The organism is Roseateles sp. GW821-FHT09B06 (assembly GCF_059418245.1).
This window is the reverse complement of sequence record NZ_JBWKPM010000011.1, coordinates 144200-160430: the sequence shown is the minus strand read 5'-3', so window position 1 is coordinate 160430 and position 16231 is coordinate 144200. Positions and strand designations below refer to the sequence as shown.

General features: G+C 70.3%; 16 protein-coding genes and 1 pseudogene. 8 read left to right on the top strand and 9 right to left on the bottom strand.

Going from position 1 to position 16231, the window contains the following annotated elements; genetic code table 11:
- The first annotated feature begins 256 nt into the window (after nucleotides 1-256).
- From AC07OQ_RS12330 to AC07OQ_RS12315, 4 genes are all read left to right on the top strand, one after another.
- Nucleotides 257-1645 carry a hypothetical protein gene (locus AC07OQ_RS12330; RefSeq protein ID WP_495053418.1) on the top strand — a complete coding sequence of 463 codons (1389 nt, stop codon included), beginning with the start codon at nucleotides 257-259 and terminating at the stop codon, nucleotides 1643-1645.
- Nucleotides 1642-2394: a hypothetical protein gene (locus AC07OQ_RS12325; RefSeq protein ID WP_495053417.1), complete on the top strand. Its 753-nt coding sequence runs from the start codon at nucleotides 1642-1644 to the stop codon at nucleotides 2392-2394. The genes AC07OQ_RS12330 and AC07OQ_RS12325 overlap by 4 nt, the downstream gene beginning before the upstream one ends.
- A gap of 9 nt (nucleotides 2395-2403) precedes the next feature.
- Nucleotides 2404-5235, top strand: coding sequence for an ATP-binding protein (locus tag AC07OQ_RS12320; protein WP_495053416.1), 2832 nt, complete (start codon nucleotides 2404-2406; stop codon nucleotides 5233-5235).
- A 100-nt stretch (nucleotides 5236-5335) separates the two neighbouring features.
- Nucleotides 5336-5791 (top strand): acyl-CoA thioesterase, encoded by a 456-nt coding sequence (locus tag AC07OQ_RS12315; protein WP_495053415.1) that lies wholly within the window; start codon nucleotides 5336-5338, stop codon nucleotides 5789-5791.
- Here AC07OQ_RS12315 and AC07OQ_RS12310 read toward each other — a convergent pair.
- Entirely contained in the window at nucleotides 5749-6666 is a 918-nt protein-coding gene (locus AC07OQ_RS12310) for a LysR family transcriptional regulator (RefSeq protein ID WP_495053414.1), read from the bottom strand. The two genes, AC07OQ_RS12315 and AC07OQ_RS12310, sit on opposite strands and share 43 nt — an antisense overlap.
- A 105-nt stretch (nucleotides 6667-6771) precedes the next feature.
- Here AC07OQ_RS12310 and AC07OQ_RS12305 point away from each other — a divergent pair, with 105 nt between their 5' ends.
- Both AC07OQ_RS12305 and AC07OQ_RS12300 read left to right on the top strand, forming a co-directional pair.
- Nucleotides 6772-7758, top strand: coding sequence for an NAD(P)H-dependent flavin oxidoreductase (locus tag AC07OQ_RS12305; RefSeq protein WP_495053413.1), 987 nt, complete (start codon nucleotides 6772-6774; stop codon nucleotides 7756-7758).
- A gap of 41 nt (nucleotides 7759-7799) precedes the next feature.
- Nucleotides 7800-8027, top strand: coding sequence for a tautomerase family protein (locus AC07OQ_RS12300; protein ID WP_495053412.1), 228 nt, complete (start codon nucleotides 7800-7802; stop codon nucleotides 8025-8027).
- 43 nt (nucleotides 8028-8070) lie between these two features.
- On the opposite strand, the gene AC07OQ_RS12295 is transcribed toward AC07OQ_RS12300, so the two are convergent.
- The 4 genes and pseudogenes from AC07OQ_RS12295 to AC07OQ_RS12280 form a co-directional block, all read right to left on the bottom strand.
- The gene (locus AC07OQ_RS12295) at nucleotides 8071-8430 is read right to left on the bottom strand and encodes an FKBP-type peptidyl-prolyl cis-trans isomerase (protein WP_495053424.1); all 360 of its coding nucleotides are present in this window, start codon (nucleotides 8428-8430) and stop codon (nucleotides 8071-8073) included.
- Nucleotides 8431-8454: 24 nt separating this feature from the next.
- Nucleotides 8455-8811, bottom strand: a pseudogene (locus tag AC07OQ_RS12290) (FKBP-type peptidyl-prolyl cis-trans isomerase); the annotation flags it as partial.
- 30 nt (nucleotides 8812-8841) lie between these two features.
- Nucleotides 8842-9720 carry a tRNA glutamyl-Q(34) synthetase GluQRS gene (gluQRS, locus tag AC07OQ_RS12285; protein WP_495053411.1) on the bottom strand — a complete coding sequence of 293 codons (879 nt, stop codon included), beginning with the start codon at nucleotides 9718-9720 and terminating at the stop codon, nucleotides 8842-8844.
- Nucleotides 9720-10694: a LysR family transcriptional regulator gene (locus tag AC07OQ_RS12280; RefSeq protein ID WP_495053423.1), complete on the bottom strand. Its 975-nt coding sequence runs from the start codon at nucleotides 10692-10694 to the stop codon at nucleotides 9720-9722. Before AC07OQ_RS12280 ends, gluQRS begins: the two co-directional genes overlap by 1 nt.
- 158 nt (nucleotides 10695-10852) lie before the next feature.
- Between AC07OQ_RS12280 and AC07OQ_RS12275 the strand changes: the two genes are divergently transcribed.
- Nucleotides 10853-11575, top strand: coding sequence for a pirin family protein (locus tag AC07OQ_RS12275; RefSeq protein ID WP_495053422.1), 723 nt, complete (start codon nucleotides 10853-10855; stop codon nucleotides 11573-11575).
- A gap of 92 nt (nucleotides 11576-11667) precedes the next feature.
- On the top strand, nucleotides 11668-12402 hold the full coding sequence (locus AC07OQ_RS12270; protein WP_495053410.1) for a DUF599 domain-containing protein: 735 nt from the start codon (nucleotides 11668-11670) through the stop codon (nucleotides 12400-12402).
- 3 nt (nucleotides 12403-12405) lie between these two features.
- Here the strand turns inward: AC07OQ_RS12270 and AC07OQ_RS12265 are convergent, their stop codons facing one another.
- From AC07OQ_RS12265 to AC07OQ_RS12250, 4 genes are all read right to left on the bottom strand, one after another.
- Nucleotides 12406-13533: a phospholipase A gene (locus AC07OQ_RS12265; RefSeq protein ID WP_495053409.1), complete on the bottom strand. Its 1128-nt coding sequence runs from the start codon at nucleotides 13531-13533 to the stop codon at nucleotides 12406-12408.
- A 109-nt stretch (nucleotides 13534-13642) separates the two neighbouring features.
- The gene (locus AC07OQ_RS12260) at nucleotides 13643-14410 is read right to left on the bottom strand and encodes an ABC transporter ATP-binding protein (RefSeq protein ID WP_495053408.1); all 768 of its coding nucleotides are present in this window, start codon (nucleotides 14408-14410) and stop codon (nucleotides 13643-13645) included.
- Between the two features lie 3 nt (nucleotides 14411-14413).
- Nucleotides 14414-15538, bottom strand: coding sequence for a succinylglutamate desuccinylase/aspartoacylase family protein (locus AC07OQ_RS12255; RefSeq protein ID WP_495053407.1), 1125 nt, complete (start codon nucleotides 15536-15538; stop codon nucleotides 14414-14416).
- Between the two features lie 6 nt (nucleotides 15539-15544).
- Nucleotides 15545-16231 (bottom strand): ABC transporter permease, encoded by a 687-nt coding sequence (locus AC07OQ_RS12250; protein WP_495053406.1) that lies wholly within the window; start codon nucleotides 16229-16231, stop codon nucleotides 15545-15547.

Here is a 16231-nt window from a genome sequence, read left to right as displayed (position 1 = left end):
CGGTTGAGGGTCTCTGCACTATGGCCAGCTCCCTACCTTCTTTGGAGACGGTGTTGCACTTACCTTGCCAAACCGCGCGCTTTAACCCTTTGCTGGAGCGGACGGCTACGCCGCCCGCTCAGCGCGAACGTTGAGGCCGCTCGGTGGTCGGCCTACCCTGAACGGCTCGCACCTCCGCCGAGCGACCCCTCCTACCCTGGGATAATCGCCGGCTATGATCGATCACGCCGCAAGCGCGGCCCGGGGCGCTCGCGCGTTGCCCGTCATCCCCGTCGATGACGCCAGCAACGCCGACGACACCGCCGCCGAGGCCCTGCGCTTCGAAGACTATTTCCGCGAGGGCGCCGCCCCGACCGAGGCCCTGCTGTGGTGGCAGCTGGAGCGCAACGAGGCCTTGCTGGCCGCGCTGCGCGCGCTGTGCCATGGCCCCGCCGCCCTGGTGCGGCTGCGCACCTGGGTGTTCATGGAGCTGATGGCGCTGCCGGAGTCGCGCGTCGCGCGCGACACGCTGAACCGCCATTTCCACACGCTGCGCGACGAGGCGCTGGAGCTGGTGCTCAAGCGCCTGCGCGAGGCCGAACTGCTGGCCTGGGACGGCTCGAACCAGGTCTACAGCGTCACGCCGCTGGCCCAGCGCCTGATCGGCCTGCTGTCGCCGCTGATGCAGGGGGGCAATGGGGAGCAGGACGCCGACCTGGCCGCCCTGCTGGCCAATGTGGCCGGCGCCCACCAGCTGGGCACGCTGGACCCGGCCCAGCTGCACCATCTTCAGGCCCAGCTCTCGCGCCTGTATGACGAGTTCGCCGACGCGATCGCCTCGGGCTCGGAGTTCCATCTGCGCCGCGCGCGCCAGCGCTTCGAGCGCGCGCTGAAACTGGTCGAGAAGGCCAGCGAGGCGCTGAAGGCCATCATCGAGCAGGCCGAGGCCGACGGCAACGCGCGGCTGGAGCGCCTGGCGCGCGAGCTGGGCCTGGCCCAGGCGCGCCTGCTGGCGATGGCCAGCCAGTTCAACCGCGCGCTGCAGCAGGCGGACCGCCAGCGCGTCACCCTGGGCTCCACCGGCATCACGACCACCGACGTGCGGCGCTGGCTGCAGAACGTGCCCTTCCTGGAGAACCTCTCCTTGGGCGCGCTGTCGCGCCCGGTGCATCCGGTGCTGGTGGCCCAGCATGAGCTGCTGGACACGACCGAGGCCGAGTTCGAGCGCGACCGCCCCAAGCCGCCCGAGGCCATGGCCCTGCCGCCGGGCCAGGCCGCGCCGCCGGGGCAGCTGGCCGTGCTGAGCCTGCCGCCCGAGATGGACGAGCTGCAGGCGCTGTTGAACCGCTGGACCGAGGCCGGCCATGCGCAGCAAGACCTGTCCCCGGCGGTGCTGGGCGGCAGCTATGCCCGCGCGGCCTACCGCGCCCAGCTGCTGCCGCTCTTGGGCGACCCGCAGGCCCAGCATCTGTCGGGCGCCACCGGCGACATGGCGCGCCAGCCCTGGCGCGTGCGCTGGTCGGTGGAGCAGGGCGAGGTGAGCGACGAATACGTCGAATGGATGAGCCGCGGCGTGCTCTACAGCACCGACGAGCATCCGCAGCCGCCGCCTGCGGCCTCGCCGGCCTCTCCCGAATCATCCGAATCCGTTTCTTCTCCCACATGAGCCAACAAGCCTTCGACGATGCCGCCCAGCTGGCGGCGCAACTGCTCGCCCGCCGCTGGCTGCCCCGCAACCATCCGCTGGTGCGCCGCGCCCTGATCGACACCGAGCTGTGGGCCGCCCTGGGCCAGCGCCTGGCGGCCGTGGGCATGCGGGTGATCGACAACCTCTATGCCGACCATATCTCGGTGGCGATGCTGCGCCCGGCCGAGGTCTCGGTGTTCGGCGAGACCGGCCTGGCCGCCAACAACAACCTGGACCTGCCGCGCGACGGCGTAGCCCTGTTGATCGTGCTGTGGTCGCTGATCGTCTTGCCCAAGCGCCAGCGCCAGGTGGCGCGCGCCGAAGCCAAGGAAGAAGGGCAGGGCGAGTTTTTCGCCACCGACAAGCCGGTGCCGCTGGCCGCCAGCGTCGCGCCCACGGTCAGCTACCGCAGCCTGCTGGCCGACTTCGGCAACCAGCTGGGCAAGAAGATGCGCCTGGACGCCAACCTGAAGCTGCTGGAGCGCAACGGCTTCATCATCCGCCGCGGCGGTGAGGACATCGCCGAGGGCCCGCTCCTGGACCTGCTGCTGGACTACGACACGCTGGCCCCGCGCATCCTCGACGGCGCGCTGGCCGACGTGCTGGCGCGCAGCACCGACCCGACGGTGGCGCCGCTCTTGGCCAAGCTGCGCGAGGCCGAGCAGGAAGAGATCCCTGAAGAAGAAGGGATCGAAGAACAACAAGAAGAAGAAAAGAACAAGGCCTGAGCCCCGATCATGTTTCATCTGCAATCGCTTGAACTGCTGCACTGGGACTACTGCCAGCGCGTCGCTATGCCGCTGGACGGCGCCATCATCACGATCGCCGGGCCGAACGGCTCGGGCAAGACCACCCTGCTGGATGCGATGCGCACCCTCTTGGGCCTGGAATGCTCGGGCGGCCGCACCTACAAGACCTATGCGCGCCATGCCAATGCCGAGACGGCCTGGCTGCGCGCCCTGGTGGACAACCGCCCGCGCGGCCGCCAGAACAGCTCGCGGCCCTTCGCCAGCTCGCTGCTCTATGCCGACCAGGTGACCCTGGCCTGCCGCATCGAGCGCCATGGCGGCGACTGGCAGCGCCGCTATGTGATGGTGGACGGCGTGCACGAGATCGAGGCCCTGGCCGAGAAGCCGGAGAAGGACTGGCTGGGCATCGAGGCCTGGAAGCGCCGCCTGGAGGCCGCCGGCCTGACCCGCGCGATCGGCCGCGTGCTGGCGCTGGAGCAGGGCCAGACCGACCGGCTCTGCGAGCTCTCCCCGAAGGAGCTGCTGCGCCTCGTCTTCGAGGTGTTCGGCGACCAGGAGGTGCTGGACCGCTACGACCAGGCGCGCAGCCACCAGCAGCAGCTGATGAAGGAGGTCGAGTCGGCCGCGCACGAGCTGTCGCACACCCAGGCCCAGCTCTCGGACCTGGCGAACCGGGTCAACAGCTACCAGCGGTACCAGCTGCGCCTGAAGGAGCGCGAGCGCCTGGCCACCGAGGTGGTGCCGGTCTTGCAATGGGCCGAAAGCCGCCAGCGCAGCGCGCAGCAGCTGCGCGAGCTGCACCGCCAGCGCCTCTTCGCCGCCGGCGACAATCGCCAGATGTCGGCCAAGCGCGCCGAGCTGCATGCCCTCTTCGAGAAGCACGAGGCGGCCAAGCTCAGGCTCATCGAGCTGGAGGCCGAGCGCAAGCAGGCCCGTGCCGCCTTCGACGCGGCCCGCGAGGCCGAGCGCCCGGCCGAGCTGCTGGCCAAGCGCGAGGAGGAACTGAAGGCCCTGGCCGCGGTGGAGACCGACGGCGCCGAACTGAGCTCGCGCCTCGAAGCCCTGAGCAGCCAGCAGCATGGACTGCGCGAGAGCTTCACGCGCCAGAACGACCAGGCGCGCAAGGCCCAGGCCGCGCTGGACGCGCTGACCGGCCAGCGCCTGCCGCCGCCGCCGCCCGAGGTGACGCGCTTCCGCAAGGCCTTGGACGAGGCCGGCATTGCCCACCATGTGCTGGCCGACTGCATCGACATCGCCGACGAGGCCTGGCGCGCCGCGGCCGAGGGCTTTCTGCGCCCCTCGCGCTGGGTCGTCGTGCTGGAGCGCAGCGCCGACGAAGGCCGCGCCTTCGGCCTGGCGGCCAAGGAGCGCTACCGCCATTACGTGGTGGCCGATGCCGAGGAGGCGCCCAAGCTGCCGCCCAAGGATTCGCTGCTGGCCGCGCTGAACATCAATGCGAAGCTGCCCGGCTGGCTCTTGCGCCAGCTGGCCAGCATCCGCTGTGTGAAAGACACCGAGGCCGGTGCCAGGGCGGGCGGCGAATGGATCACGCCGGACGCCTATTACCGCGACGGCCGCGGCGGCCGCAGCCTCTGGGTGGAGGCGCGCGACTACCAGTTCGGCGCCTCCGCGCTGGACTCGCGCCGCGCCTCGCTGGACCGCGAGCTGAGCCGCTACGACGGCGAGCTGACCCGCATCGCCAAGGAGCAGGCCGAGGTCGAGCGCCAATTGAAGGACGCGCAGAAGGCCGCCCAGGGCCACAAGGCCGCCCGCGAGCTGGCCGAGCGCGCGGCCGAGTTCGCTGAGGGCCGCGCCCGCCTGGCCGGGCTGCGCCAGGCGCGCGTCGAGGCTTCCACCCGCATGGCCGCGCTGGACGGCGAGCATGACCGCGCGCTGACCCAGGCGACTCGCAGCGAGCGCGACTACGAGGCCGCCCAGGGCGGGCTCAAGACCAGCGAGGAGAACGTGCTGCGCGGCCAGCGCGAGCACGAGAGCCGCCGTCAGGATCTGGCCCAGGCTTCGCGCGCGTCGCGCGAGGCGTGCGCGAAATTCCCGGCCGCCTGGACCCTGCCCGCCAAGATCCAGGCGTTGCGCGACGAGTTCGAGAACGCCAAGCAGGCCGAGATCGCGGCCCGCCATGTGCAGCAGGAGCTGGACACCGGCCTGAACAATGGCACCTGGGAAACCGACCCGGCGGTGCAGGAGCGCCATGCGCGCATGAACGTCTCGGTGCTGGAGCAGAGCACCCAGCTGGATGACCGCCGCGCCAGCAACGAGATGGCGCGCATCGCCGCCTTCAACGCGCGCGAGCGCTATATCGACGTGCTGCGCGCCACCGTGCGCCGCTACAAGAAGAACGTGCAGGAGCTGGGCGAGCTGGCCGGCGTGATGGCCCAGGCCGAGCTGCCGCATCTGGACAACGACGACCTGGTGCTGGCCCAGGCCGGCCTGCAGGTGCGCTTCAACTTCGACGGCAAGGGCGAGGTGGGCCTGAACGACGGCGAGGCCTCGGGCGGCCAGCAGGTCTTGAAGAGCCTGATCCTGCTGGTGGGCCTGATGAAGGACGACGAGACGCCCGGCGGCTTTGTCTTCATCGACGAGCCCTTCGCCCACCTGGACGTGCGCAACATCCAGCTGGTCGGCCATTTCCTGCGCAGCACCCGCGCGCAATACCTGCTGACCACGCCGATCACGCACAACGTCGAGGTGTTCGAGCCTTCGGAGATCACGCTGGTGACCAGCAAGAAGCCCAGGGGCGAGCGCTGGGCGCCGCCGATCGCGGTGATCACGCGGCGGCCCGAGAAGTCGATCTATGACTGAAGAGGCCCACCCCCTACCGGCTGCGCCGGCCCCCTCAAGGGGGCACGCCCGCAGCACCGGCGAAGCCGGATGCTCGGGCGTCGCTGGGCTGGTGCCGGCGATGGAGGAGGGATGGGACCATCCGGCGCCGTTTACCTTGGCCCTGAACCCGCAGCCGGCCGATATCGACGGCCTGGGCCATACCAACAACGCGGTCTATGTGCAGTGGTGCGAGCAGGTGGCCTGGGCGCATTCTGAGGCGCTGGGCCTGAGCCTGGCCGACTACCGGCGGCTGGACCGCGCGATGGCGATCCGCGCGGGGCATTACGACTACCTGCTGCCCTCCTTCGCGGGCGAGGCCCTGCTGCTGGGCACCTGGCTGACCGGCAGCGACGGCAAGCTCTCGATGGAGCGGCGCTTCCAGCTGCGCCGCGACCGCGACGGCGCCACCGTGCTGCGCGGACGCTGGGAACTGGTCTGCATCGAGATCGCCAGCGGCCGGCCGCGCCGCATGCCGGCAGAGTTCCTTGCGGCCTATCTGGCCGTGATGGCGGGGGGCGACTCGGCCGCGGGCTGAGGGCGCGCCGCCGCCAGCCGGTCGGCGAAGGCCCGCAAGGTGCGGCCCAGAGGGGCGTCGCGGCGGCGCACGAACAAGGTGTCCACCCACAGCGGCCGCGGTCCCAAGGGCTCGACCTGCAGCAGCGCGCGGCCGCCATAGCCCTCGACGACGCTGCGCGGCAGCAGGGTCATGCCGATATCGGCGCCGACACAGCCCAGCAGGCCCTCCAGCGTGCCGAATTCCAGGCGCCGGAACGGCAGCCAGCCGCGCGAGGCGAACTGTTCCTCCAGGCGCTGGCGATAGGAGCAGCCCTGGCGAAACATGATGGCCGTCAGGCCCGCCGCGCCCCGCGCCAGGCGGGCGGTCGGCCCGGCGCTGCCCAGCGCGCGCACCAGCACCAGCTCCTCTCGGAACGCCGGCAGCGCCTCCAGTTCCGGATGCTCGATCGGACCGGCCACCAGGGCGCCGTCCAGCTTGTGGGCCAGCACCAGCTCCAGCAACTCGGCCGTCGGCCCCGTGCGCACCTCCAGCTGCACCTCGGGATAGGTCTGGTGGAAGGGCCCCAGCAGGCCCGGCAGCCGTACCGCCGCCGTGCTTTCCATCGAGCCGATGCGCAGCCCGCCGCGCACCACCGCGCCATCGTCGCGCACCGCCGCCCGAGCCTCGTCGGCCAGCGCGCCGAGCCTTTGCGCATAGACCAACAGGCGGCTGCCGGCGCCGGTCAGGCTGACGCCGCGGCTATGGCGCTGGAACAGCAGCACGCCCAGCTCGCCCTCCAACTGCTTGAGTCGGGCCGTGACATTCGATTGCACGGTGTGCAGTTCCAGCGCCGCGGCGCTGACCGAACCGAGCCGGGCAACGGTGCTGAAGGTGTTCAGGGCGATGAGGTCCATGATGCTTTCGATCTTGATATGAGATTGCAGCCATCGGAATGTTTCATTTTTAAAGATGGCTGGCAAGCCCTAAGCTGGGATCTACCCGGTTTTCAGGAGCGGCTCATGGCGATGTTGAACACGGCGGTGACGAAGCTGTTGGGCGTCGAGCACCCGGTGGTGCTGGCGGCGATGGATGTGGTGGCCGATGCACGGCTGGCGCTGGCCGTGATACGGGCCGGCGGCTACGGTTTCCTGGGTGGCGGTTACGGCGACGAGGCCTGGCTGCGGCGCGAACTGGCGCTGCTGGCGCCGCAGGCGCGCGAGCTGGGCCGGCCTTTCGGCGTCGGCTTTATCACCTGGAGCCTGGCGCGCCAGCCTGAGCTGCTGGAGATCGCGCTGGCGCCGCGGCCCAGTGCGATCTGGCTCTCGTTCGGTGACCCGGCCCCGTTTGCGGCACGCATCCATGACGCCGGCGCCCTGATGGTGTGCCAGGTGCAGAACGAGGCGATGGCGCGCGCCGCGCTGGCGGCCGGTGCCGATATGCTGGTGGCCCAGGGCGCGGAGGCGGGCGGGCATGGCGTCAGCCGCGGCACGCTGGCCCTGGTGCCGGCCGTGGTCGACCTGGCGGCCGGGCGCGGCGTGCCGGTGCTGGCCGCCGGCGGCATTGCCGATGGCCGCGGGCTGGCGGCCGCGCTGATGCTGGGCGCGGCGGGCGTGGTGCTGGGCACGCGGCTCTATGCCACGAGCGAGGCGGCCGGCTTCGACGCGGCCAAGCAGCGCATCGTGCAGGCCAGCGGCGACGACAGCCTGCGCAGCATCGTGTTCGATCTGTCGCGCCGCAATGTCTGGCCCGCGCCGTTCACCGGCCGCTGCCTGCTCAACAGCCATCTGCAGCGCTGGGCCGGCCGCGAGCTGGAGCTGCTGCGCGAACTGCCCGGCGAGGCGGAGCGCTATGCCCAGGCGCGCGCCCAGGGCGACTTCGACACCGCCGCGGTGATCGCCGGCGAGGCTGCCGGCCTGGTGCACGATCTGCCACCGGCCGCTTTGGTGGTAGAACGCATCGTCAACGAGGCGCAGCAGTTGCTGCGGCGCGCCGAGTCATGGACCTGAAACCCGGGCCACCGGTTCCCCCACTCAAGCAGGAGACAAGCATGCCCTTCGTCAATATCCAGATCACCCGCGAAGGCGCCACCCAGGCGCAAAAGGCCGAGCTGATCGCCGGCGTCACCGAGTTGCTGCAGCGCGTGCTCAACAAGAACCCGGCCACCACCTTCGTCATCATCGACGAGGTCGAGACCGACAACTGGGGCATCGGCGGCAAGCCGGTGACGGAGCTGCGGGCGGCGGCCAAGGCGGCCGCCGCGAACAAGAGCCCATGAAAAAAGGCCCCGCAGGGCCTTTCTTGCGAGCGTGGCCGCGAGCTCAGACCGCCAGCAGCTCGACCTCGAACATCAGCGTGGCATTCGGCGGGATCACGCCGCCGGCGCCGCGCGCGCCATAGCCCAGCTCGGCCGGGATCACCAGCATGCGGGTGCCACCGACCTTCATGCCCTGCACGCCCTCGTCCCAGCCGCGGATCACCATGCCGGCGTCGAGCTGGAACTTGAAGGGGTCGCGGCGGTCCTTGCTGGAGTCGAACTTCTTGCCGCGCACGGCGCCCTCGGCCTTGTAGAGCCAGCCGGTGTAGTGCACGGTGACCTTGGCGCCGCTCTTGGCCTCGGCGCCGTCGCCGACGATCTTGTCCTCGAACTGCAGGCCGCTGGCGGTGGTGGTCAGGTTCAGGCTGACGGCTTCGTCGCCACCGGAAACGCCCAGCAGCTCGACCTCGAACATCAGCGTGGCGTTCGGCGGGATCACGCCACCGGCGCCGCGCGCGCCATAGCCCAGCTCGGCCGGGATCACCAGCACGCGGGTGCCGCCGACCTTCATGCCCTGCACGCCCTCGTCCCAGCCGCGGATCACCATGCCGCCGTCGAGCTCGAAGTCGAAGGGCTCGCCGCGGTCCTTGCTGGAATCGAACTTGCTGCCCTTCTTCCAGTTTTCGCCGTCCTTGATGTAGAGCCAGCCGGTGTAATGGACCGAGACGTCCTGGCCGGACTTGGCTTCGGCGCCGGTGCCGACCTTGGTGTCATCGAATTGCAGGCCGCTGGCGGTGGTGTTCATGGGGAAGATCCTTGGTTGCGATGGCCGGCATCATAAATCCCGCCACCGTTCTCCCCATTGCGCCACGCCCTCGGCCAGGGCCTCGGCCGGGGTGGCGGCGTGCAGCCGCAGGCCCAGGTGCAGCGCTGCGGCGCGCAGCGTCTCCAGCGGGTGCGCCAGGTCCAGCGCTCGCGCGCCGTTCTGCTTGGAGAGCTTCTGGCCGTCCGCGGCCAGCACCAGGGGCGTGTGCAGATAGCGTGGCCGGGGCAGCGCCAGCAGGCGCTGCAGGAACAGCTGGCGCGGCGTGTTGTCGGCCAGGTCCGCGCCGCGCACGATGTCGCTGACGCCCTGGTCCGCATCGTCCACCACCACGGCCAGCTGGTAGGCCCACAGGCCGTCGGCGCGCTTCAGCACGAAATCGCCCACTTCGGCCTCCAGGTCCTGGTGCTGTGCGCCCAGGCGGCGGTCCTGCCAGTCGATGCGGCCGGCGCCCGCGGTCAGCAGCCGCCAGGCGCGCGCCGGCCGGGCGCCCAGGCCATGGCGGCAGGTGCCGGGGTAGACGCGCTCGCCATGGCGTTGATGGTCGAGGCCGGCGGCGGCCAGCGCCAGGTCGATGTCCCTGCGCGAACAGGCGCAGGGGTAGGCGAATCCGGCGGCCCGCAGCCGCTCCAGCGCCGCGGCGTAGAGCGCGCCGCGCCGCGACTGCCAGGCCGGCGGTTCGTCGGGCACGAGGCCCAGGGCCGCCAGCTGCCGCAGGATCACTTCGTCCGCGCCGGGCACGCAGCGCGGGCTATCTACGTCCTCGATGCGCAGCAGCCAGCGCCCGCCATGGGCGCGTGCATCCAGCCAGCTGGCCAGCGCGGCCACCAGCGAGCCGTCGTGCAGCGGGCCGGTGGGCGAGGGGGCGAACCTGCCGATGTAGTCCGTCATCAGAGGAGAAGGCCCTCGTGCTGCTCTACGAGTGCCTTGCGGGTCTTCGCGCTCTGCAGCTGCGACAGCCACCAGGCCAGGGCCTTGGCCGGCGGCTGGCCGGTGTTGCGCCAGGCATAGTGCATCGGGAAGACGCGCTTCTCCTGATAGGTGGGCGGCGCCACCAGGCGGCCGGCCTCGATATGGCGGCGCACCATCGAGATCGGCAGCGAGCCGCAGCCCAGGCCGCGCATCAGGGCCTCCAGCTTGGTGGCCATCGAGGGCACGGTCAGCACCTCCTGGCCGGGCATCACGCCGACGGTCATCGGCGCCAGGGTGCGGGCGCTGTCGGCCACCGCGATGATGCGGTGCTGGGCGATCTCGGCCGCCGACAGCATGCCCGCGCTCTCGCGCGCCAGCGGGTGGTGCGGGGCGACGCAGAACACCATCTCCATATCGCCCAGCAGCTCGCAGAACACCGAGGCGCCCGGCGGCTGGGCGCTGGTGCCGATGGCCAGGTCGGCCTGGCCGGACAGCAGGGCCTCCCAGGTGCCGGACAGCACCTCGATGCGCAGCTTCAGGCGCGTCGGGGGCCCCAGCTCGGCGCCCGGCGTGTCATCCACCGGCAGCTGGTAGAAGGCCTCCATCAGGTCGAACAGCGCGCGCCGCGCCATCGCGTCGTCGACCGCGATGGTCAGCTCGCTTTCCCAGCCGGTGGCGATGCGGCGCACCCGGTTCGCCACCGCGTCCATCTCCTGCAGCAGGCGCCGGCCCTCGACCAGCAGCTCCTGGCCGGCCGCGGTCAGCTCGGCCTGGCGCGAGCGGCGGTCGAACAGCAGCACGTCCAGCGCGTCCTCCAGCTGGCGCACGCTGTAGGTCAGGGCCGAGGGCACCTTGCCCATCTCGCGCGCCGCGGCGGCAAAGCTGCCGGCGCGGGCGATGCTGTCCATCATGGCCAGGGCTTCGGGGGTCAGGACGCGGCGTTTATCGGCGATGGACATCGGCAGGGATGGTGGAGTGGAATTGTCGGGTGAACCGGTAGACCTTTCATCTTATTTGAATGCTGGCTTCACGCGCCCTGGGCGGTGAAACGCGGTGGCGCTCCTACATTGACCCCATGGCGCCGATCGGTGCCCAACACAAGGAGCGCATGATGCTTGAACTGATCAAATCCGCCGACCGTGGCTATGCCGACCATGGCTGGCTGAAATCCTTCCACAGCTTCTCGTTCGCCGACTACTACGATCCCAAGCGCATGGGCTTCGGGCCGCTGCGCGTGATCAACGAGGACCGCATCGCTGCGGGCACCGGCTTCGGCACCCATGGCCACCGCGACATGGAGATCATCAGCTATGTGCTGGACGGCGAGCTGGCGCACAAGGACAGCATGGGCAACGGCCATGCCGGTGGCGCCAATGCCGGCGTGATCCGCCCGGGCGACGTGCAGCGCATGAGCGCCGGCACCGGCGTGATGCACAGCGAGTTCAACAATCTGAAGAGCGGGTCGACCCATTTCCTGCAGATCTGGATCATGCCGGACCAGCGCGGCGTGACGCCCGGCTATGAGCAGAAGCATTTCGATGCGGCCGACAAGCGCGGCCGGCTGCGCCTGGTGGCCTCGCGGGACGGTGCCGAGGGCTCGGTCAGCATCCATGCCGATACCCGGCTCTACGCCGGTCTGTTCGACGGCGCCGAAAGCGCCGAGCTGGCGCTGGCCGCCGGCCGCATCGCCTATGTGCACCTGGTGCGCGGCGCGCTGACGGTCAACGGCCAGGCGCTGACGGGCGGCGACGCGCTGCAGATCCGCGACGTGGCGCAGCTGGAGATTTCCGGCGGTGCCGACGCGGAGGTGCTGGTGTTCGACCTGCCCAGGTAAGGCTCATGCCCTAAGCCCGGCGCGCGCCGGCTACGACCTTCGGCGCGTAATCGAGGGTGAGTTCGGCGCCGGGGCTGGATAGACTCCAGCCCATGGACAAACTGCTGACCCTGCTGAAGTTCCTGCCCCTGGCCGACTGGCTCGCCCTGGGGCTGTTTTTCGTGGGCTGGATCGGCTATGCCCGCTTCGCCAAGCGGCGCTCGCTGACCAAGGCCTCGGTGCTGGGCGCCACCAACCGCGAGCGCCGACGCTGGATGCTGCAGACCACCTATCGCGAGGTGCGGGTGATCGACGGCGTGGTGGTGCAGAGCCTCTCGACCAGCCCCTCGTTCTTCGCCTCCACCACCATCCTGATCATCGGCGGCCTGTTGGCCGTGCTGGGCGCCAGCGACAAGGCCACCGAGCTGGTGCGCGAGCTGCCCTTCGCGGCGCGCACCACGGCCCTGGTGTTCGACCTCAAGCTGGTGCTGCTGGCCGCGATCTTCGTCTACGCCTTCTTCCGCTTCACCTGGAGCATGCGCCAGTACACCTTCGGCGCGCTGCTGGTGGCGGCGGCACCCGAGGCCAAGCAGTTCGACCTCGACCCCAGGCTGTCGCGCGAGGCCTTCGCCGACCGCGCCGGCAAGGTGGTGGGGCTGGCGGCCGAGACCTTCAACGACGGGCTGCGCGCCTATTACCTGGCCTTCGCCGCGGTGGCCTGGTTCTTCTCGCCCTGGGCCTTCATGGCCGGCATCGCGGGCGTGATCTACATCCTCTACCAGCGCGAGTTCCGCTCCGAGGTGCTGGCGGCGCTGGAGGACGAGGTGACGACGCTGCCGCCGCGCTGAGCCTCAGAACTGCAGGAAGCTCAGGCCCGCGCCGATGCTGGTCTGGCGGAAGTTGTAGTCGGTGAGGGTTTCGCCATAGCCGCGGAAGGCCTGCACATACCAGCGCAGGCCGTTGGGCTGGTCGGCGTAGACCGGGTAGGTCCATTCCAGCTGCAGCGCGCCGTACTTGGCGACGTCCCTCAGGGTGCTGCGGTAGAGCAGCTGCAGCGTGTGCGGGCCATGGGCCCAGTTGAGCTGGAACTCGCCGCGGCCGCGGTAGTCCACCAGGTCGGGGTTGTTGTCGGTGGCGGCCGGCTCGTTGATGCGCTGGGTCATGCGCGTGATCAGCGACCAGTCGCCGCGCTCGAAGCCGGCGGACAGGTTGACGCGGTTCCAGCTGCGCGACAGCGGGTCGGACTGGCCGTTGGACTGGTGGGCGATGCCCAGCTGCGTGTAGCGCCATTGCCAGCCGTCCGGCAGGAAGGGCAGGTGGCGCAGGCCCCGGGCGGTGGGCAGCACATACATCAGCTCCGGCTCGTAGTCGCTGTTGCGAAAGGGCTTGGAATCCTTGCCGTTCCAGATCTGCCACATCGCCTGCTGGGTGTAGGCGGCCCAGAGGTCTCCGCCAGGCAGCAGGAAATCCTGCAGCAGCTTGGTGCGCAGCGAGAGCTGGAACTTGGCCTCCTCGCGCCGGTAGTTGGGCTGCTGCACGGCGGCCTGGCTGGGGGATCGCGGCGCGCGGTTGATGCGGCTGGTGATGTGCATCGGCATCACGTAGTTGGCCTTGTAGCCGACGAAGTTGAAGATGCCGCGCTTGTCCTCGGCCTCCAGTTCCCAGAACTTGGACAGCAGGCTGGGCGGCCCCTCGCGCGGCGCGGCGGCGGCCGTCAGCGGCGAGCCCTTGGGCGCCAGCAGCGAGGTGGAGGCGGGCGGCGCGGCAGAGGCCGCCATAGCCGCCGGAACGGTGAGTTCGGACGCGCGGCCCATGGCCTTGTCGTAGCAGGCCAGCCGGTCGGCCGGCGCGCCGATCGCCGCGCATTCCTCCAGCGCGGGCAGCGACGGGCCCTGCGCCCGGCTCAGGCCCGCCACGCAGAGCGCGAGCAGGCCCGGCAGCGACCGGTGGCGTGGGGGCCGGGTTGGCGGCATTCGCATCGTCTGTTCTTCCCTGGACTGCGGCATTCGGCCGGCAGTGTAGGGGCGGACGGCAGGCCGCCTGTTACCTGCTGTGTACGGCCCGCCGCGCGCTGCGCGCCGCGGGGGGCTATTTCAAGCCGCCACTGAGGAACTGCTGCAGGCGCTGGCTCTGCGGGCGCGCCAGCACCTCGCGCGGGTTGCCCTGCTCCTCGACCTTGCCCTGGTGCAGGAACATGGTGTGGCTGGAGACCTCGCGCGCGAAGCCCATCTCGTGGGTGACGACGATCATCGTGCGGCCCTCGGCCGCCAGGTCGCGCATCACCTTCAGCACCTCGCCGACCAGCTCGGGGTCCAGCGCCGAGGTCGGCTCGTCGAACAGCATCACCTCGGGCTCGACCGCCAGCGCGCGTGCGATCGCGACGCGCTGCTGCTCGCCGCCGCTGAGCTGGGCCGGGTAGACGCTCTTGCGATGCGCCACGCCGACTCTAGCCAGCAGGGCCTCGGCCTTCTCCAGCGCCTCGGCCTTGGGCATCCCCAGCACATGGACCGGCACCTCGATCACGTTCTCGATCACGGTGCGGTGGCCCCAGAGGTTGAAGTTCTGGAACACCATGGCCAGGCGGGCGCGCCAGCGCTGCAGCTGTTTGGCGTCGGCCGCCTTCAGGCTGCCGTCGCGGTCGCGCGTCAGCGCGAGCTGCTCGCTGCCCAGCGACAGCGTGCCCTCGTGGGGCTGCTCCAGCAGGTTGATGCAGCGCAGGAAGGTGCTCTTGCCGGAGCCGCTGGAGCCGATCAGGGTGATCACGTCGCCCTGCCTGGCCGACAGCGACACACCCTTCAGGACCTCGCGTTCGCCGTAGCGCTTGTGCAGGTTCTCGATCTTGAGACTTGACGTCATCGCTCAGTCTCCCAGCAGCTTGCCGCTGCGCAAGGCCCGATGGCCGGCCACCTTGGCGATCTTCATGCCGGCGCGCACGAAGCGCACCGTGTCGCGTGCGAACAGCAGGCCGTCGACCGGGCTCTTCAGCTCGGTGACGCCGTTGGAGATCGGGTCGATCACCTGGGCCAGCACCTCGCCGGCCTTCACCGTCTCGCCGGGCTGGCGCAGGAAGGTCAGCAGGCCTGCCGTCTCGCTCTTGATCGGCATGCTGCCGGCCAGCGGGCGGGCGTCGCCCAGGGCCTCGGGCAGGGGCGGTGCCGGCGCGTCGATCAGGCCGCGCCAGGCCAGGAAGTCGATGATGTTCTGCGCGTCGCGCTCGGCCAGTTCATGCTCGACATCGGCCTGGCCGCGCAGTTCCACCGTCACCGACAGGCAGGCCTGCGGGATCGGGAAGCGACCCTTGAAGCGCTCGGCCCAGCGCCACCAGGGCTGGGAGCAGATCTCGTCGAAGGGCTTGTCGCCCGAGTCCAGCGCCAGCAGGGTCAGGCGCGAACCCAGGAAGCGCGCCAGCGGCTCGCAGTCGGCGGCGCAGGGCGTCTCGGTGTAGAGGTGCAGCACCGCCTGGGCGTCGCAATGCAGGTCCAGCACGATGTCGGCATCGCAGGCGAGCAGCATCAGGGTGCGGCGCAGCGACTGCAGCTCGGTGTCCGCCGGGCTGGCCTCGATGGCCTTCCTCAGCGCCTCGCGCAGCAGGCGCGTGTTGCGTGCCGGGTCCTGCCCCAGCTCGCCCTCGACGGCGGCGGCCACGGCCTCGACCTGGTCGGGGTAATGGCGGTTGAAGTTCTCGCCCGAGGCGGCCTCGAAGCGGCCCAGATGGCCGTGCAGCAGATGCTGGGACAGGCCGATCGGATTGGCCATCGGCACCAGCACGATCTCGCCGCGGATGCGGCCTTCGGCCTGCAGCGCGTCCAGGCGGCGGCGCAGGTGGTGGGCCACCAGCATGCCGGGCAGTTCGTCGGCATGCAGCGAGGCCTGGATATAGGCCTTGCCGGGACCGTCCGGGTCGGGGCGGCCGTAGTGCAGGGAGATCAGCTCGCGCTGGGTGCCGGGGGCGGGCGAGAGCAGGGCGTGGCGTTGGGTTTGCATGAAGGGTCAGCGCGGCATCAGGGGCTTGAGCCAGCGGCGCTCGGCCGCATGGAACAGGCCGACCAGACTCAGCGTCAGCAGGAAATAGAACAGCGCGGCCGTGATGAAGGCCTCGAAGGGGAGGTAGTAGGTGGAGTTGACCTGACGGGCCGCGCCGGTCAGGTCCATGATGGTGACGATGCTGGCCAGCGAGGTGCCGTGCAGCATGAAGATGGCCTCGTTGCTGTAGGCCGGCAGGGCGCGGCGCAGCGCCGAGGGCAGCACGATGCGGCGCAGCATCACCGGGCGGCTCATGCCCATGGCCTTGGCGGCCTCGATCTCGCCATGCGGCAGCGACCCGATGCTGCCGGCGATGATCTCCACCGTGTAGGCGCAGGTGTTGAGCGCGAAGGCGAGGCAGGCGCAGAACCAGGCCGAGCCGAAATAGGGCCACAGCGCGCTCTGCTGCATCCAGTCGAACTGCGCCAGTCCGTAATAGATCAGGAACAGCTGCACCAGCATCGGCGTGCCGCGGAACACATAGGTGTAGAACCAGATCGGGCGCGAGATCCAGGGATTGGGCAGGGCGCGCAGCACCGCCAGCGGGATCGCGAACGCCAGGCCCAGGCCCAGCGAGATCAGCAGCAGTTCAAAGGTGGTGAGGGCGCCGCTGAGGTAGAGCGGCAGGTTCTCGGTGATGGCTTCGAGATTCAT